This is a genomic window from Thiothrix fructosivorans, from assembly GCF_017349355.1.
GTDB lineage: Bacteria > Pseudomonadota > Gammaproteobacteria > Thiotrichales > Thiotrichaceae > Thiothrix > Thiothrix fructosivorans.
In genome coordinates, this window is the sequence record NZ_JAFMPM010000007.1 from 24799 (window position 1) to 49312 (window position 24514).

A 24514-nucleotide genomic window follows, 5' to 3' on the forward strand; every position below is an offset into this window, starting at 1 on the left:
AGGTAAAATCATGATGAAGATGGCAACCACTTGGTTAGTAACACTGTTGTTAGGGCTTGCGCTATCTGATCTAGCGGTAGCCGAGGGTACAACGTTACGGTTGGGTAGCAATCTTGGTGGCATTTCGGATTGGTCTACTCAACGCCCGTTTACCAATTTGTTTAAGCAAGCGCGTCCGTGGCTCACTCAATGTGACAATAGCCGTGATGCTGATTGCAATGGACGCTGGGAAACCCATGAGAACGCTAAACTTGACCTCGATGCGGATGGTTGGGTGAAATCACTTCCAGACCCTGCCACACCGGGTTATTCCATTGCTGGCACAGTGTTGGATGTACCGAAAAACTTCCCTGCCGGACGTTACTTATTGCTGTATGAGGGGGAGGGGACGCTGCATTATCGGCTGGGCGCACAAAAAATTGCTGCTGAATCCACGCGAGGGCGTGATGTACTGGATATTGACTTGAACCGTGGTCTGATTCAGATACAGATCATGGACACCGACCCGAATAAAACAGGGAATTATATCCGCAATATGCGCCTGATCCGGCAAGCCGATGAGGGTATTTACCCGCAGCAGATATTCAACCCCGATTTTATTTCCCGTATCCAGCCATACCAAACGCTGCGCTTTATGGACTGGATGAATACCAATGGCAATGCACAACAACGTTGGACAGACAGGGCAAAACCAACGGCGGCTACCTATGCCACTTACGGAAATCCGATTGGCGCTCCGCTAGAAATAATGGTGCAACTCGCTAATGAAACCCGCAAACCCGCGTGGTTCAATATGCCGCACAAGGCGGATGATGACTACATGCGTCAGTTTGCGACCTTGGTTCGGGATACGCTTGATGCCACGCTGCCGATTTACGTGGAATATTCCAATGAAGTTTGGAATACCCAGTTTAGCCAGCACGCGTGGATACGTGACCAAGCCAAGGCGCTGTGGTCGGGTGGCACAGACAGCGATTACACGAAAGTGATTAATTGGTATGGCAAGCGTACTGCAGAAATGTGTGACATTTGGAAAACCGCTTTTGGAGCGCAAGCCAGTCGGGTGACTTGTGTGCTAGGTGCGCAAGCGGCTAATACTTGGACAGCTTCTGCCGCCTTGGACTGTTCGTTGTGGGATAAAAAACCGTGTAGCACCCATGGCATTGGCGCTCTCGCCATTGCACCTTACTTCGGTTACTACCTTGGTCTTCCCACCCATCAAGCCGAGGTCAATGCTTGGACGGGTGCAGCGGATGGCGGACTGGATAAGCTATTTGCCGAGCTAACCACAGGGGGCGTTTTGGCGGGCGGAGCAGCCGGTGGTGCAATCGCGGAATCATGGCGTTGGATGGATGCTTACAACACGTTGGCAAGCACCCGCCGCTTGCAATTATTAGGTTATGAGGGCGGACAACACTTGGTTGGTGTGGGTGGTGTGGAAAATGACAGCGCATTAACCAATCTCTTCATCAATGCTAACCGCGACCCGCGCATGGGGGCGTTGTATCTCGATTACCTGCGTGGTTGGGAGGCGCGTGGCGGTGGCTTGATGATGAATTACACCGACATTGGCATTCCCAGCAAATGGGGCAGTTGGGGTGTACTGGAGCATGTGCTACAAACCCATTCCCCCAAGTACGATGCTTTGTTGGATTATCTCAACGGTACGGATTATGAAGCGGTGGTGACGCTGACTGCTTCTGCTACAGGCATGTCCGAAAAAGGCGGTAGTGTGACGTTGAGCGCACACTTGGATAAAGCCGTTGCCACATCCGTTACGCTCGCTCTGAATGTTGCGGGTACAGCAACCCAAGGAACTGATTACCGTCTTGCTACCGCATCGTTGTTGATTCCCGCCGGTAGTACGAGCGGCACAGTACGACTGGATGCTATCGACGATAGTTTGATTGAGGCCAGTGAAAAGATCACTGTCACGATTGGCACTATTGTCGGTGATGCACGCACCATCTCATCCAGCTTGCAAATCAGTCTGACACAGGAGGATAGCGATGTTGATGGGATGTCGGATGACTGGGAACGCCATTACGGTTTAAATCCTAACGATGCGGCTGATGCCAAGCTGGATTCCGACGGGGACGGTACGAGTAATCAGGCGGAGCATTTGGCTGGCACTGATCCCAAAACACGCGACAGTGCTGCATCGTTGTTAGGCACTAACCTCAGCGGTGTGTCGGACTGGAGTTCGCAAATGCCGTTCCTTGATCTGTTCAAAATGTCGCGTACTTGGATTACTCAGTGTGCTTATTGGGTGGCAAAACCTGATCCCGGCTGTACCGGACAGTGGGATACGGGCGAACAGGCGCAGCTTAATCTGGATGCGGAGGGTTGGGTGAAGTCCCTGCCAAAATCGGAAGATGCGCCGATTTTTACCCGTGTGGCCACTTACTGGGCGATGTACCCTGAATTCAAAGGCGGGCGCTACGTGGTGTTGTATGACGGCGAAGGCACGCTCCAGTACCACTTTTCTGCCCACAAACTGGAGGCAGAATCCAGAACAGGGCGTGATGTCATTAATATTGTGCCGGATAAGAATAACGGTACGGCTATTTTGATGACATTGACGGCGACTGACCCGCAACATAATGGCAATTACTTACGCAATATCCGCATGATTCCAGAAGCGTATGCCACTACTTACGCCCAACATGTATTCAACCCCGATTTTCTGGAACGTACCCGCCCGTTTCAGGTATTACGTTTTATGGATTGGATGGCGACTAATGGCAGTACGCAGGAACATTGGACGGAGCGCCCGTTACCCAGTGATGCTCGCTATGCACATTACGGCTATCAATCCGGCATTCCGCTGGAAATCATGTTGCAACTGGCGAACGATTTGGATAAATCCGCGTGGTTCAACATGCCGCACAAAGCCGATGATGATTATATACGCCAGTTTGCGATCCAAGTGCGTGACAATCTGAAGTCGCACAATAAGGTGTATGTGGAATATTCCAACGAAGTTTGGAACAGCATTTTTGCGCAAAGTACTTACGCGCTCCAGCAAGGTCGGGCGTTATGGCCTGATACAGTTGCAGACGATCATACGGTACGCCTTAACTGGTACGGTAAGCGCAGTGCGGAAATGTGCCACATTTGGAAAGAGGTGTTCGGCAATAATGCCAACCGTGTGGTATGCGTGATGGGCGGGCAGGCAGCGTGGACATACCCAGCGGAACAGGCACTAGCTTGCCCTTTGTGGAAAGAAGGTCCTTGTAGCCACTACGGTATCGACACCCTAGCGATTGCACCGTATTTCGGTGGACATTTGGGCGATCGGACAGTGACTGCGGAACTGGATGGCTGGTTAAAAGATGCGGACGGTGGCATGGGCAAATTGTTCGAGGAATTGCAGCACGGCAATGTACTTAGTAATAGCCCAGATACCAGTGCTATCCAACAAGTAGCTGGTTGGATCAACAACCATCAGCAGTTAGCGCAACAACACGGCTTGCACCTGATTTCTTATGAAGGTGGGCAGCATATCGCCGACATTTGGGGAACACTCAGCACGGGGGTGATTAACCTGTTTACACAAGCCAACCGTGATCCGCGTATGGGGCAGCTTTATAGCGAGTATTTGGCAGCGTGGAAACAGCAAGGCGGTGGGTTATTTACGCATTTTACCGACATCGGTACGCCGGGGCGCTACGGAGCATGGGGGGCGTTGGAGCATGTTGGGCAAACCACGTCACCCAAATATGCAGCCTTGCTGCAATATCTGACCGACAATAATACTGATCGTGACGGTGATGGTGTGCCTAATGAACTGGATGCATTCCCGAATGATCCTGCTGAATCCGTGGATACCGACAAGGATGGCATGGGTAATAATGCTGATAGTGATGATGATAATGACGGGATGCCGGATAGTTGGGAAACCCTGTATGGTTTGAATCCGTTGGATGCCAGCGACGCTAGTAGCGATAAAGATGCCGATGGAGTCAGCAACCTCGCTGAGTATAAACAGGGTTCTAACCCGTTAGTCCCAGACAGCAAATTGGCTTTTATCGAGCAAACGGGGGTTTTACCTTCGACCCTGATTGAATCAAACACTCTTACACTCAGAGGATTGACGAGTGCTACGGTTATTAGCATTACGGGGGGGGAATATCGCAAGAATAGTGGGGTATACACTAAGGCGAAAGGTACAGTTCAAAATGGTGATAACGTGCAAATACGGCATACGTCTTCCAGCAAGTCCAAGACAACGCTGACGAGCACTGTGAAACTGGGTAAGCAAACGCTGACATTTAAAAGCACTACGCTGGTGATTGATACGACACCAGACATTTTTAGCTTTGCTGCTAAAACCTCCGTAGCCCTGAACACTTGGGTAGAGTCTGCTCCTATTACCATCAGTGGTATCAATGTGCCTACAGCAGTCAGTGTCAGTGGTGGGGAATACAGCGTTAATGGCGGTGCTTACACCAAAGCCAAAGGTATGCTTAAAGCCAGCGATGTCTTACGAGTACGGCACTTGAGTTCCAAAAGTGCCAAGAAAACCGTAACCACGACCCTAACAGTCGGCAAGACCAAAGCAACTTTCAAAACTACAACAAAATAAGCGGTTTCTGATAAGGGGTACCTGAGGTTGTTAGCATCCCTCAAACAGTCATTAATTTGTTTTGTTTTATATAAAACAAATGTATATTCAGTGTGTGAATGAGTTTGGGTGAATTATGCTCATCGACGATCATGGGCAAGTAAGGGGGGCTTTTAACATGCAGGTATTCTCAGTCGTTAAGCGGTTTGCTGTTGTCAGTATTATCGCTACATTCTTATTGTCAGCTTGCCAAGAAGGTAAGTTGTCTTCCTATCAAGGTGATGCAAGACCCAGCGTATTGCTAACATCCGAGGTGTTAGGGGATGCCCCTAATTACCCCGCGTTGCAGCCATACCCGTTGTCAGAGGAATTGGAAGCCGCTTGGCGTGTGCCATCCTCTAATACCGGCGGTTGGACAGTTAATCCCAGTAATCGTCAGTTGGCACGCGCTTTTTACAATAGCGTTTATTCAGCCTCACTCAACACACCTATTGAATGGACGGGTAATCATGCCGCTTGTAATGCAGGCGCGACCAGCAGTGCATTTAAAGATTCTGTCCTAGCTCGCATCAATTACTTCCGTGCGATGGCTGGTGTTCCTGCCAGCGTAACGCTATCGAATACGTTCAATACGAAAGCACAGCAAGCTGCTTTAATGATGAGTGCCAATAATTCACTAAGCCATACTCCCCTAGTTCATGGCGGTGTTATACCGCAGATGGGTATACCGCTGCGAGCAGTTCTAACATTTCTTTGGGGCACAACGGTTGGGATGCTGTTGGCGGACAAATGCGTGACAACGGTACTAACAATACGGTGGCTGGGCATCGCCGTTGGCTGCTATATCCACAGACTCAGCAAATGGGCACTGGCGATGTGCCAGCAATCGATACTTACAGCGCCGCTAACGCTGTTTGGGTATTTGATGGGCGTTTTGGCTCAGCTAGACCGACCACCCGCGACGATTTCGTGGCATGGCCCACGAAAGGTTTTAATCCTTATCAAGTTGTGCCAGTACGTTGGTCTTTTGCTTATCCGGGTGCAAATTTTGCAAACGCCACCGTCTCCATGAAGCAAGGTAGTGTCAATGTTCCGGTAACATTGGAAACGCCTACCAATGGTTATGGGGAAAATACCTTGGTATGGCGACCTAATAATATGACCCCTGATCAAGACTGGCCTAAACCTGCTGCGGATACCAGTTACCAAGTAAGCGTCAATAACGTGACGGTTAATGGTAGTTCGCGGAATTTTAGCTATACCGTGACGGTCATTGATCCCCAATCAGTGGGGACATCGGAAGAGCAGGTTCAAGTCAGTGGCAATACCAATCCGGTGGGTGGTGCGTTGGCGACATATACATTTAACGCCGTTTCCCTTGCCCAACAATATGAAGCCTATGTGGCAGAAATTTCAGAGGCTACGGGGAGTTATAATGCGGAAAGCGATAGTTTGAATGTGACGGATGGTACGGATGCTTCCTATGACCTGATTTATTCAGATTCAGACATTAGCGATACGGCGGTTTACCGTTTAGCACCTGTCACATCATCTGAAACAGTTGAATTCCCTATTACCTATATTCCCTCTGGCGACAGTATTTTACAGTTTGATTCTAAACTGGGTTATGCAACGGATGGGCAAACGGCTGCTCTACAAATTAGTGTGGATGGTGGTGCAAGTTGGCGAGACATTTACAGTAAAACGGGTACATCTTCAGGCAATGAAGAAGAGTCGGCATTTTCTACAAAAACGCTTTCATTAAGTGCCTATGCTGACAAATTGGTAAAATTCAGGGCGCAATACCGTCACAATGGTTACCGTTACGTGGGTGTAACGTCTGATGTTAGTTTTTTGGTTGATAATGTACAAATCAGCAATGCTCAACAAGTTGTTGCAGAATCTATTCAAAATACGGGTAGCGCTACCAGCTTCAGTTTTACTCCTGCGAATGGTAAACGTTATGCCTTGGCGGGACGCGCTATTCCTTGGGTCGGTTATCCGGGGTTAGACTGGGGAGCAGTGTTGTATAGTGACGCGGCGCATGGTGTTGATACTCAACCGGATGCTTTTAGCTTCACCGCACAAACTAACGTGGCACGTTCCAGCTTGATGACATCCAATGAAGTGACGGTCAGTGGTATTGAGGTTGCCGTTGCGATGAGTGTGGCGGGTGGGCATTACAGTATTAACGGTGCAGCATTCACTAATACGCCACGTTTGGTAAGCAATGGAGACAGAGTACGCGTACAGCACACCTCCGCTACTGGGTATGCGACCAAAGTGGATACAACCCTAACGATTGGCGGTGTCGATGGTACGTTTAGTAGTACAACCTTGACTGAACCCGTTGATACAACGCCGGATGCGTTCAGTTTCACCGCGCAAACCAATGTAGTACGTTCTAGTGCAATGACATCCAACAGCATCACCGTTGGTGGGATTAATGCGCCAGCAGCGATCAGCGTTGCTGGTGGCAGCTATAGCATTAATGGTGGCGCATTCACCAGCACGGCAGGAACGGTGAGCAATGGCGCAACGGTGCGGGTACAACACAATGCTTCAGCCAATTACGCGACCAAAGTGGATACAACGCTGACGATTGGCGGTGTTAGCAGTATGTTTAGCAGCACGACTTTGGCTGAACCCATTCCTATGATATTCAGTGAAAAAACGGATGTGTTACCTAGCACTTTGATGACCTCCAACAGTATTACGGTCAATGGTTTGACTGCGCCAGTGGCGCTGACTATCACCGGTGGTGAGTACAGCAAGAATAGTGGTGTTTACAGCAAAGCGAAGGGTACGGTGCAAAATGGTGATCAGTTAGTAGTACGGCATACATCTTCGAGCAAGTCCAAGACTGCGGTGACGACAACGGTGAAGCTTGGAGCACAAACGCTGACGTTTAAAAGTACCACGCTGGTGATTGATACTGCGCCCGATGCCTTCAGTTTTGCGGAACTCACGAATGTATTGCCAGCGACAGTGCTTGAATCTGAGCTGGTTACGCTGACTGGGATGAATGCGCCAACCGCAGTGAGTATTAGCGCTGGTGAATACAGCCTCAATGGTGGAGCGTATACGAAAGCCAAGGGTACGGCTAAGACGGGCGATACCTTGCGGGTTCGTCATGTGTCCTCAAGCAAGTCACAAGGCAAAGTGACCACTGCACTAACAGTAGGCGGTGTCAAGGCGAGTTTCGTGAGTACGGTCATGTTGCTGGATACCGTGCCGGATGCTTTCAGTTTTCCAGCCAAAACCGCCGTCGCTTTGAACACGGTGGTGGAGTCTGACCCTGCGACCATTGCTGGCATTAACGTGCCAACCGCTGTGAGTGTTAGTGGCGGGGAATACAGCCTTAATGGTGGTGCTTATACCAAAGTTAAGGGGGCGCTCAAAGCAGGGGATATTCTGCGCGTGCGCCACTTGAGTTCTAAAGTTGCAAAGAAGACAGTGACCACGACGGTTATGGTCGGTACGATTAAAGCGGTGTTCAAAAGCACTGCTCAGTAAACCCGCCTATGAAGATGGATGCCTGCCACGCTTGGTGGGCATCCCTTCCACGCTCTGCTATTCTACGTCTACCCACCACCATACTTAACATGACAACGAGGTAGGCATGGACACCACTCCCAGCAATATTGGCTTAATCGGTCTCGGCGTAATGGGGTCAAACCTTGCGCTCAACCTGAATGATCACGGCTATTCCCTTAGCGTATATAACCGCACCTATTCCCTCACCGAACAATTCATGGCGCAACAGGCACAGGGGCGCACGATCCAAGCCGCGCCAACCTTACCCGAATTCGTCAATCAGCTTGCACAGCCACGCATTATTATGCTGATGGTCACGGCAGGGCGGGCTGTCGATGCGGTGATCGAGCAATTGCTACCGCTGCTCAACCCCAACGACATTATTATCGATGGTGGCAATTCCAACTACAAAGATACCACGCGCCGCTGGCAGGAACTGACCGCAAAGGCTATTCATTTTGTCGGCATGGGCGTATCTGGCGGTGAAGAGGGCGCACGGCACGGCCCTTCCTTGATGCCCGGTGGTGCAGTCGAAGCATGGTCGGACATTCGTGAGATGTTCCAAGCCGTTGCTGCCAAAGCGGACGGTGTTGCCTGTTGCCAATGGCTCGGTGAAGGCGGAGCGGGGCATTACGTCAAAATGGTGCATAACGGCATCGAATACGGCGATATGCAACTGATTGCCGAAGCCTGCCACCTGATGCAACATGCTTTGGGCATGGATTTCGACGCAATGGCGGATACGTTTGCCGTGTGGAATCAAGGCAAGCTTGAATCGTATCTGATCGACATTACCAGCCAGATTTTGCGCCAGAAAGACGTGGACGGTAGCCCACTTGTCACCAAAATCCTCGACCGTGCCGGGCAAAAAGGCACGGGGTTATGGACGGCGCAAGACGCGCTCGAACATGCCGTGCCACTGACCCTGATTGGCGAAGCCGTTCATGCACGGATGTTGTCGGCGCGTAAGGATGAACGTGTCGCTGCTTCTCAACTTTTGGGCGGTTTAGCCGCACCCGTGGCGGCAGATCAGCGGCAAGCCTATCTCGATGCTATTCATGATGCGCTGTATGCGGCAAAACTGGTGTCGTATGCGCAAGGTTTCATGCTGATGCAAACGGCGGCGGCGCAAAATGGTTGGAATTTGCCTTATGGCGACATTGCCTTGCTGTGGCGGGCGGGTTGCATTATTCGCAGCCGTTTTCTTGGCGACATTAAAGCCAGTTTTGAACGCGAACCTGTGCCGCAAAGCCTGTTGCAAGATGCGTTTTTTGCGGTGGAACTGAAGCAAGCGGAAAGTGGTTGGCGTAAAGCGGTGGCGTTAGCGGTGATGCAAGGTGTGCCAGCTCCGGCATTATCTTCCGCGTTGTCATTCTATGACGGCTACCGTTGTGCAGACGGTTCGGCGAATATTTTGCAAGCGCAACGCGATTTCTTTGGGGCGCATGGCTACCAGCGAGTTGATCGCGACCCGGCACTGCATTTCCACACGCATTGGGGCACGGATCGTGCAGAGGAGCTGTTATGAGTTGTGGTTGTGTGGGGATTTCGCACGCCTACGTTATTTTTGGGGCGACGGGCAATCTGGCGGTGCACAAGTTATTGCCAGCACTCTACCAACTGCATTGCATGGGTCATTTGGCGGATGATGTGGAAATTCTTGGCTGTGGACGTACCCCCTTTACGCAGATTTCTTGGCAGGTAGAAGTACGCCAGCAATTGCTGAAGCAAGGTGTGGCAGAAGATGCAGCGTTAGAAAGCTTCATTCAGCGGCTGGATTATTTGGCGGGAAGTTTGACGGAGGCGACGTTCTACCAAGCCTTGGGTGCATGGATTCAAAATGATGGCGAATGCGCCAACAACGTGATTTTTTACCTTTCCGTCAGCCCCGATTTGTACGTCACTGTCACCGAAGGGCTGGCGGCGGCGCAATTGTTGGATGAGGTGCAAGGTTTTCGGCGCATGGTGATCGAAAAGCCGTTTGGTCACGATTTGGAATCGGCGCGTACCTTGCAGCACAGCCTCAGCGAGCATCTTAAGGAAGAACAGATTTACCGCATTGACCATTACGTGGGCAAAGAAGCGGTGCAAAACTTGCTGGTGCTGCGTTTCGCTAACCTGATTTTAGAGCCGTTGTGGAATCGTTATCACATTGACCACATTCAGATTACCCACGCGGAAACGGTGGGAGTGGATGGGCGTGCCAGCTATTACGATAAGAGCGGCGGTGCGGTGCGCGACATGATCCAAAGCCATTTGCTGCAAGTGATGGCCTTGCTGGCAATGGAGCCGCCCGTGTCGCTGGAAGCGGAAGCCTTGCGCAATGAAAAGGTCAAGGTATTGCAATCCATTCGCCCGGTGAATCTGGAGCAGCTTGCGACTCATGCGATTCGTGGGCAATACGCGGCGGGTGAGGTGAAGGGTGAAGCTGTCCCCGGTTATTTGCAGGAAACGGGGGTGGCAGCGGGTAGCCATACCGAATCTTACGCGGCGATGAAGCTGTATATCGACAATTGGCGTTGGAAGGATGTGCCGTTTTATTTGCGTACTGGCAAGCGGTTGAAAGAGCGGCGTTCGTTGGTGGCGGTGCGTTTTAAGCAGCCGCCGATGCAATTGTTTAAGGGCAGCGGGGTGTATCAGCCGCATCCGAATTGGTTGTTGATTGGGATTCAGCCGGAAGATGCGGTGCGCATGGAGATTTCTGCGAAAGTGCCGGGGCTGGAAATGCACACGCGCCAGATTGTGATGGATGCGTCGGTGAGTACGCCGGGTGAGCGCAAAGCCGAAGCGTATGAGGAATTGTTGCTGGATGTGATCAAGGGCGATAGCTCGCTGTTTTTACGTTATGACGAGGTGAAAGCGGCTTGGACGGTGGTTGACCCGGTGATGCAACGTTGGGCAGAAGACGAGCAATTGCCCTTGCAATACCCGGCAGGTGGCTGGGGGCCGAAGGCGGCAGAAAAGATTTTTGGGGATTCGGATAGAGCGTGGCGGCACACCTTGTCGTGCAATGGAGGTGAGTGATGTTACCCAGTGATACGCAAGTGTTGGTGGATGCGGAAGCGGTAGCGCAGCGGGCGTGCGAGTGGATTGCAGCGGCGGCTCAGGTGGCGATTCGCGAACGTGGAGTGTTTCGCTTGGTGTTAGCAGGGGGCGGTACGCCGCAGCGGGCGTATGATTTGCTGGCAGATACACCGCAGGATTGGGATAAGTGGGAGATTTTTTGGGGGGATGAGCGGTGTTTGCCGGTTGAGCATGTGGAACGCAATTCGCGGATGAGCTTGCCGACTGAACGGCGTTTTCCGATTCCGGCGGAGTTGGGGGCGGAAGCGGCGGCGGAGGCTTATGCGCAGACTATCCACGATAAATTGCCGTTTGATGTGGTGATGTTGGGGATGGGCGAAGACGGGCATACGGCGAGTTTGTTTCCGGGGTTTGAAGAGGGGAAATCCCTAACCGTTGCGGTGTTCGATGCGCCGAAGCCGCCGCCGGAGCGGGTGAGTTTGAGTGTGGCGGCATTGCAGGCGTGTCGGCAGCAATTGGTGTTGGTGACGGGGGCGGGGAAGGTTGATGCGCTGGCGCAATGGCGTAGCGGGGCATGTTTGCCGATTGTGTTGGCGGTGCGGGAGGATGCTTGTTTGTTGGTGGATGCGGCGGCATACGGAGAATAGGCAGAGTGCTTTAGATTTTCTCCCACTCAAACCCGACGATATTGCGGGTTTGTTTACTGAATTCGATGCCCACCAGATATAACTCGCGCCCGTCGCGGTATTTGTCAGCGTAGCGTTTGGCTTTGATTTGTGCCAATGCTGCGCCATTGCCCTGTTCTGTGTCGATAGCCTTGAACTCGAAAATAAATACCTTGTTTTCTACGATAGCGGTTAGGTCAATTTGTCCCGTGGCGGTGACATCTTCCGCAATGGTGGTAGCACCACAAGCGACCATGTGAGCGTAGAACAGGCTGGCGTAATAACCTTCGTACTGATCAATATTGTTATTGCGATACCAATCGTGGGGGATGCTAGCGAAGAAGCGTTTGAGGGTATCTCGTAGCCCGTCCATGTCTGCTTTTGCCAATAGGCGGTAGATTTGTATGCTGGTTTGGGGGGCGCGGCTGTTGGTTGGGGTTAGGTAGCTCAGTAAATGGGTGGTTAGGCTGAGTTTGACTTCAAGGTTGGGGTAGCCTAAGACGAAACCCAATTGGTTGCCCATTTGCAGGGTTTCGTGGATGGTGAGGTAGCCTGTCTGGAATAGCAGCACTTCGGCGGGGATATTGTCGATGTCAATGCTGCCAAGGCTGGACTCTTGGACTTCGAGGTATTCCAGTTGCGGCAGGTAGTAATGTCCGGTTTTGAGCAAGGTCAGCAGAAAGCTGGGGGTGGCGGTTTCAAACCAGTAACTGCGAAACTGTTGCCCTTTATCGACAAATAACAAGATGTCAAACGGGTTGTAAACGGATTCTCCTAACCAATTGTAGCCGTTGTACCATGCCCTCACTCGTGCCATATCCGCGCCTTTTAGATGGTCATGGAAATGGTGTTCCAGTTCGCTTTGGGTGTAGCCGCACAGGGCGCTGTAACGCGCATCCAACGTGATGTCGTTGAGGTTGTTTAACCCGCTGAAGAGTGAGACTTGGGAAAATTTGGATACGCCGGTCAGTAGTACAAAGCGCAGCAGGGTGTCGCGCCCTTTCAGCACGGAATAAAGGTTTTTCAGCCCGTCACGCAATTCTGTGGCGCGTTGGCTGTCCAGAATTTGGTCGAGGATGGGTTTGTCGTATTCGTCGATCAGTACTACCGCAGGTTGTGAGTAGGCTTCTACGCTGTCTTCAATCAATTGCGCAAATTGTTGTGAAATAAGCCCTTCTTGTAATTTGACTCCTAGTCGTTCGGCATTCTTTTTGAGTTGCCCGATTATGAGGGTGTCAAGTTGTGTGCGGTCGGTATGTACGCCGTCGTTGAAGGTGATGTGGATGACGGGGTGTTGTTTTGTCCAGTCCCATAACGGGTGAATGGCTAAGCCTTGGAATAGGGGTTCGTTACCCTCGAAGAGTTCTTTGAGGGTGTCAACCAGCAGGGATTTACCGAAGCGGCGTGGGCGGGAGAGGAAGTGATAGCGACTGGTTGTCACCAGTTGGTGGATCAGGGCGGTTTTGTCGACGTAGACGCAGCCGTCGTTGAGGATGCTGCTGAGGGTGCTGATGCCGATGGGGAGTTTTTTCATACAAGGTGCTTGCAGGCTGAGAACAAGGTTTAAGTATAGCGGAAACGTTGGGGCAGGGTGTCATAGTGAGAAGACCTTAACCATGCAGGTGAGCGGGGCATTGTTGGGGAAGCAGTAGTTGCCTTGGGAGTCGATCATTTTCCAGTGGGAGATGACGGTGCTGGGGTAGTTGGGGGCGGTGAAGGTGATGGCGATTTCGATTTGTCCGTTGGGTGGGGTGTCAGGTAGTGGGTAATGGTTTTGGGGGGATTTGAGACCGTGTTTTACGATTGTGCCGTCGGGGTGGCGCACTTGCAGGAGGTCATCAATGCAGATGAGACTACGCCCTTGCCAGTGGACTGTGCCGGTGTTCTGAATCAGCCATTTTTTGACGAAGGTGGTGTTGATAGAAACCATGTCGCCATCGGGAAAGGTCACATCCTTGACGAAGCCGATGTCGTCCCCGGTGGTGGAACTGGATGTACGGCATTCTGTGCCGGTGTGGCAGGCAAAGTCAGCGTAGCGGAAGTAGGCACTGATCAGTTCCATTGGGTGGATGTTGAGTGCATCGGCAATTTTTATCAGCGTTTTGAACTTGGCTTCTTCTACGCTGCCGTCTAGCAGATTGTGGACGGCTTTGCGGCTGAGTCCTACTTCTTCTGCGAATTTGCTAATGGATATTGATTTTTCAAGGATTTTTCGGCGTAGGAATATGCCAAAGTCTGTTTGCATGGTTAGGTCTCGTGCTGTGATAGTGTGAAATTGAGTAGTCAAGTACACAGTTTAACCCTACAAGTAAACCTTTTGTCCAATAAGTAAAAGAAATGGGTTAACATCGAATTGTCAAGTACCAATAATCACCGTTTATCGGATAATTCTGTACACGACAAACAATTCTGACAACTTGTAACCAATTTATAATTTTTTTGATAGGAATAGGACTTGCGCATTGACGGCGACCTGAAATTGTGGGTTAAGGTGCTGCTTACCTTGCATGAAGTTTCTGACGAAAGCGGCGATCACCTTTGTGTGCAAATTGCGTTGCCACTGGTAGGCATTGCTGATGATGTCAACAAACCTCATCTGCTGGAGGTGGACATAACTGCACAAGGCAGCAAAGATATGGTTGCGTATCGGCACTTTTAGGAGATTTAAGTGTGTTGAACAAAAATTATTTCTCGTCGTGGAGTAACACATATCGAGCAGTTGCCTTTTTTCTGATTGTGTTATTTAAGATAGATATTGCCTTTGCTGATGATGGCTGGGCTATGATAAACAATACTCAGGCATCTGAAGCTTTGCCCTATGCTTTGCTAAGTCAATCAGTTTATTCCGATGCAGTATCTGTTGCTGACTGGATAAGAGTAGATGTTAATGAAGGTATTGAAGCGAAGGTATGTTTGAAAATACCTCGTAAAGCACTTGGCACTGATAGTATTTTCAAAACACCTAAAAGAAATCAAAAAATGACTTAAATGTCTCTGACACTGTATGTTCCTCTTTGAACTTATGGGGTTTTTATGCAGCTACATATAAAAAGAGAGATGAATATGTTATAGCTTTTAGGGGTACATCGCTAACATCAATAAATGATTGGATGAATAATTTACATGTCATTCCTTTGCCTACACAATATATAGCAGCGCAGGAGTATGCTCTAAAGGTTATTAAAGAACACCCAAAAAATAAAGTTACTCTAACTGGTCATTCATTAGGCGGTGGATTGGCGGCTTATGTAGCAAAAAAATTATCCATTCCAGCTTATACTTTTAATCCAGCTCCTTTATGGGGCTTAACCAATCCAAAGCTTATCGCAGACTATAAGGGAATTAATAATTTTATTTTAATTAATAATGAAACTTTTGAAATGGATGTTGTTTCGACGACATTAGGTTTTCCTCCGACATTACTGGGAAAAGTATTTATTATACCATCAAGCATAACCGGTAAAGAAAACTTGCATAAGATAGAGAATATATATAATCGTCTTGAGTCAATTTCTGCAACTGCTCGGACAGAAGCAGAGAAACATCTTGATAGATGTATTTCCATGTTTCAAAAAATGGATTTAAGGGGGGTTATGTATAATGGGAAAAGAAAATATGATAAAGATTATGCAATGGGGAGCAAGGTTGGTGGGGTGGAAGCTCAACAAGGAGGGTATTTCTGTCAAAAGACATCACTAGATCAAGGTGTTCTTGGTGGCTTGTGTTTTAAAGCAGAAAAAAGCTCTTATTGGCGAGGAATTTATCCACCTATAGGTGGAATTGACTGGCTTGATGTTCAAAATATCAAGTTGCCTAGTGCCTGCTATTTATGAGGTATGACTTGTGAAAATCTCATTATTAATATTATTAATGTTGCTTTTTCCTCCTATTTTGAAGGCTGATTCATTAAATGATTTGTTTGGGAAAGGTGAGCAAAGTGAAGATTTTGATATTTTTATAGAGATTGCAAGTGCAACAGCGAAAATAAATAGCAAACTCATTACGCATACAATAATTCTTAAAAATAATGGGGCAACTCCAAGAGCTATAAATATCAATTGTTATCTATATAAAAACAGAACCAATACGAATCCTATTAATAGCTATTATGAATCAATTAATGTAGGCGCATATGAAAATTTTGTTTTTGAAAGATCAATAAATGCTAGCAACGAAGGCTTGCATACATTGAGCTGCATAGCAGATGAAGAAAATTCTTTTTTAGAGAAAGATAGAACCAATAATTACTCAAGTTTGGTTGAAACTATAGTCTATAGTACCACTAGTGATTTTGATGCTGATCAAATTAGCGATTACTGGGAAATTGAACATGGTCTTAATCCAGAAGACAAAACGGATGCGATGCTAGACTCTGACGGTGATGGCGTTTCAAATAAAATAGAGTTTAACTGGGGGACTTTGCCAAATAATAAAGATTCTTATATTTCTCCACAAATTCTATATAGCAAAATTCATACTATAAGCGATAATTATTTTATTGTCGATATAGCATCAACTATCATTGGAAGTAATTTTGATGAGATGAATAAGAGGTTTTCAGTAAGTTTTGGCTTTAGTAAGGATAAGCTAGACAGAAAGAGTGATATTATTTATGACTCATTTTTTGATAACAAGGACGTTTACCATGTTTTGATTAAAGTTTTAGTTAATGAGTCGCAATTATATTTGTACAGGCCATCTTTTATATTCGATAAAAACATTACTATTGAGGGGGAAATAAAAAAATACTTCCACCAATCTACATGTAGTTATAGTGAATGGGGGGTGGGTCATGCATTTGATGCTCAAATTAATAAATTATGGTTTAATGAAGAAATTAGGATAGCCATTTCAAATGATTCTATCTATACATCAATAGATGGAGTTAGTTGGGAGCTTTCTTATAAGAAAAACAACGCATTGTTTATTGATATTTTTTGGGATGGCGCACAGTTTTTAGTATTAAACAACATAGATAAAAATATATATGCTAGTGTTGATGGTAAGGTTTGGCAAGTATATGACACCAATTTGTCTTTTAATCCTATTGCAATTTCTTGGAATGGCAAAGAATATATTGTCGTTGGTAACAATGGTGGAATTGCTTATAGTAGAAACTCTCAAGATTGGGTTGATGTTGACTCAAAAACAAATAATCATTTGACAGATGTAACTTGGTATGGAGATGAAAAAATTTTCTTGGTTTCTGGAGGTAATGGTACTGTCTTAAAAAGCCAAGATGGAAAAGAATGGACTCCTGTTTTATTTCTAAATTCGAACGCCATTCTTCAACTTGAATCAAATGGAAAGAGTATTGTTGCCACTGACCATGTTTTCGGGATTTATTTTTATCAAAATGGCAAATGGAACGATACAGGTTCTAGAGCAAGTGGGTATCGCATTGCTTGGGATAATTACCATTATGTTATCCCAGGAACTCAATACACTCTTATTAGTGATGATGGTCAGCTTTGGAGGCGCGTAACTGCGATACAAAGCGATCCTTATGGTGTTCACTTTGATGGTGAATATATGTATGTAGCTGGACGGTCTGGTATTCTATACCAAAACAGGTGTGATGTTGCTGCTAATGATAGGGATGGAGATGGAGTTCCCAATGACCAAGATAGCTTCCCAGATGATAAAAATGAGTCAAAAGATAATGACAAAGATGGGTTTGGCGATAATGCTGATACTGACGACGATAACGACGGTATGCTGGATACATGGGAGCAGCAATACAGTTTTGACCAATTAAACAGTGCAGATGCGGGGACGGATGCTGATAATGACGGGTTCACCAATAAACAGGAACATGATGCCAACGCACACCCGCGTGATGCTAAATCTTACCCTGTAAAGGCAAAGGTAAGCACTGTTATCCCAGAAACAGCGAATGTGGGTGAAAAAATCACTGTCATCGTCACGGGTACAGACTTGCCCGATACCTTGGATATGCAGCTTGCAGATTGCGCGGGCATCCAAAAGTTAGCAGGTGCAACGGCAACAGAAGTGAAATTCACTTGTACGTTCTCCAGTGCAGGCACAAAGTCCGGCACGATTAAAGACAAAGCAGGCAGCAACTATACCCTGAAAACATTTTCACTGAATGTAAGCGAGGTCTTGCCTGATTTGCGCCCCGTCAATTTACAGATTCCTGCATCTGTGAAAGCAGGTGCATCCATCAATGTCAGCGTAGACATAGAAAACATTGGCGGCACTGCAACTCCAGCTTCTTCATTGGGTGTCTGGTTATCAGAAGATGATGTCTTGTCAGGTAATGAAGCATTACCACCTGTTCCGATTCCGGCGGTATTGACTAGCACCAGTGCCAACGTGTCGTTTGATGTTTATATCCCGGAACACATCACTAGCAATTATCGGCTGTTCGTTAAGGCGGATGCTGCTCAGGTCGTTACTGAATCCAATGAAGACAATAACCAGATTACTGCCAACTTAGTAATGGAAGAAAGTTGTATCGCATACAATGAGCCAGACTCGCAGTTCACAGCAATTCCCATCGGCTTAAATACCAGTATTCAACGCTCAATTTGTCCAGCAGGTGATGTGGATTGGTTAACCTTTACGTTGCCATCACCCTCTAGTTTAAGGTTGGAAACCAGTGGTGCGAGTGGTCACGATACCTTTATGACGCTCTATGATTGGAAGTTTGACTCGAATACCGCCAAATCTGACGATGATAGCGGCGAAGGTTATTACTCCAAATTGTTATTTGATTGCACAGCACCGCTACCTGCTGGGAAATACATCGTTAAGATTAATCAATACGCTGATAATGCAAGAATTCCTGACTACTCGTTGCATCTGCAAGACGTAAAAGCCTGTGTTACCGACTCCGATGGCGACGGTTTCCTAGATGACAACGACGCATTCCCCAATGACCCGAAAGAGTGGCTGGATACGGATGGTGATGGTAGCGGTAACAATGCAGACTCTGACGACGACAACGACGGAATGCCTGATACGTGGGAAGAACAACACGGTTTTGATTCTTTGAACAAAACAGATGCCGATCAAGATGCTGATAATGATGGTTTTACCAATAAGCAAGAACACGATGCAGGCACTGATCCGAAAGATGCGAAGTCTTATCCCATTACTGCAAAGGTCTATTCTGTAGAACCGTTAGTTGCGGATGTAAACGAGAATACGGTCTTTACCGTAAAAGGCATAAAGCTACCAAATACGTTGGCTTTCTGGATTGGGTATTGTGAGGGTCTGACAAAGTTGCCAAATGCTACTGAAACTCAAGTTCAGTTTAGTTGTACGCCTAGCCGCGCTGAAAAATTACAAGGATTGGTTAAAGATAAGTCTGGTGGCTCATTGCTAATGGAGTTTTTTGTAGAGGCATCGGTACTGGATAAGGATCAGGATGGCATAAAAGATACCTTGGATAATTGCCCAGAAATTAAAAACACTGACCAGAAGGATTTGGATCGTGACAAAATCGGTGATGTTTGTGACACAGACCGTGATGGTGACAGTGTGTCAAATGATCAGGATGCTTTCCCCGATGATAAAGCCGAGTCCAAGGATAATGACAAGGATGGCATTGGTAACAACGCAGACCCCGACGACGACAACGACGGAATGCCTGATACGTGGGAAGAACAACACGGTCTTGATCCTCTGAATTCAACAGATGCAACGCAAGATGCTGATAAGGATAGCTTCACCAACAAACAGGAATATGACGCTGGCACTGACCCGAAAAACGCGAAATCATACCCCGTGACCGCAACCATCAGTTCTGTAACACCCAATACAGCTATTGTTGGAAAACGGCTGGAACTGGTGATTACAGGGAAAAACTTAACAGGTAGCATAGATGTTACTTTGTCAGGCTGTGACGACATGCAGATACGGACAGATGGTGTCTATCCCCAATTGTCGCCGAAGAGCGCTCTGAAGAATGCTGTAGCTCCCCCGACTGCTCCGCCACCACCACCAGGTACGCTACCGCCATTGCCCGGTGTCGGTGATTTGGTGAACCAGTTTACTGCTAGTTGTATGCCGACAGCGGCAGGTTTGAAAACTGGCGTTATCCGCGACAAGGCAGGCAGTGATTACATTCTCAAACAGTTTGAGGTAACTGTGGCTAATGTGGACACAACACCTGAGCCATTCCCTTTCACTCATCAGACAGGCGTAGCCTTGTCGGCTCTCATTTCGTCAAATGAAATCACAGTCAGCGGTATCAATACTGCTACAGCAATTTCTGTGACTGGCGGGAAGTACAGCATCAACGGCGGGGCGTATGTCAGCACTGCCGGGACGGTTAGCAACGGCGATAAGGTAAAGGTGCAACATACGTCTTCTGCCAGCTATGCAACCAAGACAGAGACAGTCGTGACAATTGGTGGTATAGCCGAAACCTTTATATCCACTACGAAGGTCAATAATGCGCCTACTGCCAATGCGGGCATTGACCAGACCGTGGACTCAGGTGCAAATGTCACCCTGACAGGCAGTGGGGCAGATGTGGATGGCGATGCCATTGCCCATAACTGGGTACAAACTGCTGGTACACCCACTGTTTCCCTCATGGGGGCAGCAACCAGTTCACCATCGTTCACTGCACCCCAAGTCAGCCAAGATACCAAATTTACTTTTACCCTGACGGTTAGCGACGGTAAGGGCGGTACGATGAGCGACACCGTGGATGTGACGGTCAAGGCGGCAGTGGATACTAAGCCTGATCTATTTACGTTCACTGACCAGATTGGCGTGGCGTTTTCCAGCATCATGACATCCAATGAAATCACGGTCAGTGGTATTAATACGGCCACGGCAATTGCTGTGACCGGCGGAAAGTACAGCATCAACGGCGGAGCGTATGTCAGCACTGCCGGGACGGTGAGCAACGGCGACAAGGTGAAAGTGCAACATATGTCTTCTGCCAGCTACGCAACCAAGACAGAGACAGTCGTGACGATTGGCGGTATAGCCGAAACCTTTATATCCACCACGAAAGTCAATACCCCGCCAACGGCGCAAGGCAGTGATGAAACACTCAATGAGGATACTCCCAAAACGATCACGTTGATTGCGACAGATTCAGAAGACGACAAGTTGACTTACACCATTGTTACTCAACCTAAAAATGGTCAAGCACCGCTTATTGGCAATACCGTGACGTATAAACCGAATACCAATTTTAATGGTAAAGATAGTTTCACGTTCAAAGCTAATGATGGCAATACAGATTCTGCTGTGGCTACGGTTAATCTGCAAATTAATGCTGTTAACGATGCACCTACTGCTAATGCGGGCATTGACCAGACCGTGGACTCAGGCGCAAATGTCACCCTGACAGGCAGTGGTGCAGATGTGGATGGCGATGCCATTGCCCATAACTGGGTACAAACTGCTGGTACACCCACGGTTTCCCTCATAGGGGCAACAACCAGTTCACCATCGTTTACTGCACCCCAAGTCAGCCAAGATACCAAATTTACTTTTACCCTGACGGTTAGCGACGGTAAAGGCGGTACGATGAGCGACAGCGTGGATGTGACGGTCAAGGCAGCAGTGGATACTAAGCCTGATCTATTTACATTCACGGATCAGATTGGTGTGGCGTTTTCCAGCATCATGACATCCAATGAAATCACGGTCAGCGGTATTAATACGGTCACGGCAATTGCTGTGACCGGCGGGAAATACAGCATCAACGGCGGGGGGTATGTCAGCACTGCCGGGACGGTTAGCAACGGCGATAAGGTAAAGGTGCAACATACGTCTTCTGCCAGCTACGCAACCAAGACAGAGACAGTCGTGACGATTGGCGGTATAGCCGAAACCTTTATATCCACCACGAAAGTCAATACCCCGCCAACAGCAAAAGATCAGGTGTTGTCAGTGACTGACGGTAAGGCATTGGCATTTACCTTGGAAGGCAGTGATACTGATGGTGATACTCTCACCTACAAGATTACCCAATCTGCTACCAATGGCACACTGCTAGGCTCTGGTAATCAGTTTACCTACACACCGCAAGCCAAGTGGAGTGGCACAGAGGTAATCACGTTTACGGTCTCAGATGGCAACGCCGTTTCTGCCCCCGCAACCATCCGTATTACGGTAACGGCAGTGGATACAACCCCTGATGCGATAGTATTCACACCAAAAACCGATGTGGATTTGTCATCCCTGATGGAATCCAATGCTGTCAAGATCAGCGGCATCAACACAAACGTGCCGATTAGCATCACTGGCGGTGAATACAGTATTGACGGGGCGGCTTATACCAGTGCTAGTGCCACCGTCAGCACTGGTGCAACGCTCAAAGTACGGCACACCAGTGCAGCCAGTCATGCCAGCAAAACCGAGACAGTCCTAACAGTTGGGGATGTCAGCGCAACCTTCACGTCGTTGACCCGTGCTGAACAGACAAAAGCCGATTTGGTGGTGTCTGTTACAAATCAGCCCAATGTAACCCCAGATGAGTTTACGTCTCACCTTATTCGTATTACCAATCAAGGTAATGCCACGGCGGAGGATGTCATCGTTAAGGTCATGTCTCCCGCTGATGCAAATGGTGATGGTAAATTATTGACCGAGTTTGTTGCCCGTAACGCCAGTCAAGGTACATTGGATTGTCCACTTAGCCATACCGACAGTAACAGCAAAGATTGTTTGGTTTCTCCACCGACTAAATTGGACACGTTTATGGTGGGTACTATCCCCGCAGGTCAAACCGCCACGGTCGAAGTCATTAACCGCTATTCCGGCTACACCGCAGGCAACATGCTCAACGTGAGTGCTAACGCGACCACCAGCACAGCGGAAACCGTTACCACCAACAACACCAGCGCCCAAGCCTTCACCCTACAGGCAAAACGGCTGGTGCAAGGCTGCGACTACCGCAACATGGCGAATGTTTCCCCCTACCCACAAACCGAGTCACGCATCGCCAACCACTTCCACGCCCTAACGTTTGCGAGCAAAGACACTAACCCAATCACTCTGTTCGGCTACAGCGACACAGGCGAACAAGCCATTCTCAACGGTGACGGTTTCCAATGGAGCGGCATTCTCCAAAACGGCACATACCCCAGCAATATCTGGGCAGTTGCCAAAGCCGACACCGGCACACATCACGTTGGCGTATCGCTGCTCGGTGGTTTGTTCTGGTCAGACGACCGCATCACTTGGACACCCGTCACTGCTTTCCAAGGCAACGCCCTCAACGACATCGCCTACGCGAAAGGTCGTTACGTTGCCGTTGGCGCACAAGGCACCATCCTCACCAGTGTGGACGGCATCAACTGGCAGCAAGCCACCTCTGGCACGACAGCGAAACTTGCTTACGTTGATACGGGCAACAACGAGTTCGTGGTCGGTGGGCAAGGCATTATCCTCTCCAGTACCGATGGTTTGGTATGGACAACCCGCGCCACCAACACAGGGCAAGATGCCTCGGCACTAGAACACGGCGCGGTTTGGAACGGTAGCCAATACTTGTTGTTTGACTCCGCAGGCAATAGCCATCTCATGGCTGCCAACCTCAGTAGCCTTACTACGACCGCCGCCATCAAGCCAACTGTGGACGGTGTGACAGAAGTCGCCACTGCCCGCACATGGTCAGCAATCTACTGGCAAGACAACCAGTACATCGCACTGACTACCCAAGGCTTGCTCACCTCCAGTGACGGACGTGCATGGACAACGCAACAAGCGATAGCATACCCCTACACCTACCAACGCCTCGCCGACAAAGCCGTCATTGCCGGTGCTCACGGTAGTATCTGGGCAGCAGCCTGTGCGCCAGTTAGCGTCACGCCACCACCAACGCTGAACTACTTCGTTGAACAAAAAGACGTGTCCCCTGCTACCTTGCTGGAGTCCAACACCCTCACCGTTAGTGGGTTAGCAGGTGCAACAACGCTCACCATCACTGGTGGTGAGTACCGTAAAAATGGCGCGGCATACACCAAAGCCAAAGGCACGGTACAAAATGGTGATACCTTGCAAGTGCGTCACACTACATCCAGCAAGTCCACCACTGCTGTCACAACCACGCTAAAGCTAGGGAAAGTGGCGATTGCCTTCAAAAGCACTACTCAGGTGATTGATAGTGTGCCGGATGCCTTCAGCTTCAATAGTCAGACGGATGTGCCATCGTTGACATGGATGGAGTCGAATGTTGTCACCGTCAGCGGCGTAAATGCACCCATCGCTATTAGTATTAGCGGTGGCGAATACCGTATCAATAACGGCAGTTATACTAAAGCCAAAGGTACGGTACGTAACGGCGATACCTTGCAAGTACGTCACGCCTCATCCACTAAATCCAAGACGACAATAACCACGACCTTGAAACTGGGTACGCAATCATTCACTTTTAAAAGCACGACGTTGGTGATCGACAGTGTACCGGATGCGCTTAGCTTCAATGCACTAACGGATGTTGCGCGTAACGCTTGGCAAGAATCTGCCAGTGTTACGGTTAGCGGCATCAATGCGCCGCTTGCGATCAGCATCAGTGGTGGTGAATACAGCATCAACAAGGGGACTTACACCAAGGCAAAAGGCATGGTGAAAGCAGGGGATACCTTGCAAGTGCGGCATTTGAGTGCTAAAAGTGCGAAAAAATCGGTCACTACCACATTAACGTTAGGCAAAAGCAAGGTGGTATTCAAAAGCACTACCCAGTGAATCACGCGGAACGTCGGGGGATGCAGCCGCCAATAGTTGG

10 protein-coding genes and 2 pseudogenes are annotated in these 24514 nt (G+C 48.7%); 9 read left to right on the forward strand and 3 right to left on the reverse strand.

All coding sequences use genetic code 11. From position 1 onward, the window contains the following. The first annotated feature begins 10 nt into the window (after nucleotides 1–10). From J1836_RS13005 to pgl, 5 genes are all read left to right on the forward strand, one after another. Nucleotides 11–4588 carry a Calx-beta domain-containing protein gene (locus tag J1836_RS13005; protein WP_207251558.1) on the forward strand — a complete coding sequence of 1526 codons (4578 nt, stop codon included), beginning with the start codon at nucleotides 11–13 and terminating at the stop codon, nucleotides 4586–4588. 732 nt (nucleotides 4589–5320) lie between these two features. After that, a complete protein-coding gene (locus J1836_RS13010; RefSeq protein WP_207251559.1) occupies nucleotides 5321–8083 on the forward strand; it encodes an autotransporter outer membrane beta-barrel domain-containing protein in 2763 nt (920 codons plus the stop codon). Between the two features lie 106 nt (nucleotides 8084–8189). Next, nucleotides 8190–9632 carry a decarboxylating NADP(+)-dependent phosphogluconate dehydrogenase gene (gene gnd, locus J1836_RS13015; RefSeq protein ID WP_207251560.1) on the forward strand — a complete coding sequence of 481 codons (1443 nt, stop codon included), beginning with the start codon at nucleotides 8190–8192 and terminating at the stop codon, nucleotides 9630–9632. Next, nucleotides 9629–11128 carry a glucose-6-phosphate dehydrogenase gene (gene zwf / locus J1836_RS13020; RefSeq protein ID WP_207251561.1) on the forward strand — a complete coding sequence of 500 codons (1500 nt, stop codon included), beginning with the start codon at nucleotides 9629–9631 and terminating at the stop codon, nucleotides 11126–11128. Before gnd ends, zwf begins: the two co-directional genes overlap by 4 nt. Beyond that, nucleotides 11128–11775: a 6-phosphogluconolactonase gene (gene pgl, locus J1836_RS13025; RefSeq protein ID WP_242632843.1), complete on the forward strand. Its 648-nt coding sequence runs from the start codon at nucleotides 11128–11130 to the stop codon at nucleotides 11773–11775. The genes zwf and pgl overlap by 1 nt, the downstream gene beginning before the upstream one ends. 10 nt (nucleotides 11776–11785) lie before the next feature. Here pgl and J1836_RS13030 read toward each other — a convergent pair whose 3' ends face one another. The 3 genes and pseudogenes from J1836_RS13030 to J1836_RS21585 all read right to left on the reverse strand — a co-directional run. Continuing rightward, a complete protein-coding gene (locus J1836_RS13030; RefSeq protein WP_207251563.1) occupies nucleotides 11786–13327 on the reverse strand; it encodes a PD-(D/E)XK nuclease domain-containing ATP-binding protein in 1542 nt (513 codons plus the stop codon). Nucleotides 13328–13387: 60 nt separating this feature from the next. Further along, entirely contained in the window at nucleotides 13388–14038 is a 651-nt protein-coding gene (locus tag J1836_RS13035; protein ID WP_207251564.1) for an NBR1-Ig-like domain-containing protein, read from the reverse strand. A gap of 183 nt (nucleotides 14039–14221) precedes the next feature. After that, a pseudogene (locus J1836_RS21585) lies at nucleotides 14222–14449 on the reverse strand (hypothetical protein); the annotation flags it as partial. A gap of 14 nt (nucleotides 14450–14463) precedes the next feature. Between J1836_RS21585 and J1836_RS13045 the strand changes: the two are divergent. From J1836_RS13045 to J1836_RS13055, 4 genes and pseudogenes are all read left to right on the forward strand, one after another. Further along, nucleotides 14464–14781, forward strand: a complete 318-nt coding sequence (locus J1836_RS13045) for a hypothetical protein (RefSeq protein WP_207251566.1) — start codon at nucleotides 14464–14466, stop codon at nucleotides 14779–14781. Between the two features lie 26 nt (nucleotides 14782–14807). Then, entirely contained in the window at nucleotides 14808–15626 is an 819-nt protein-coding gene (locus J1836_RS13050; protein ID WP_207251567.1) for a Tle-like phospholipase domain-containing protein, read from the forward strand. A gap of 37 nt (nucleotides 15627–15663) precedes the next feature. Then, nucleotides 15664–16032: pseudogene (locus J1836_RS22010) on the forward strand (CARDB domain-containing protein); the annotation flags it as partial. Between the two features lie 1476 nt (nucleotides 16033–17508). Further along, nucleotides 17509–24474, forward strand: a complete 6966-nt coding sequence (locus J1836_RS13055; protein ID WP_242632844.1) for an Ig-like domain-containing protein — start codon at nucleotides 17509–17511, stop codon at nucleotides 24472–24474. The last annotated feature ends 40 nt before the right edge of the window (nucleotides 24475–24514 follow it).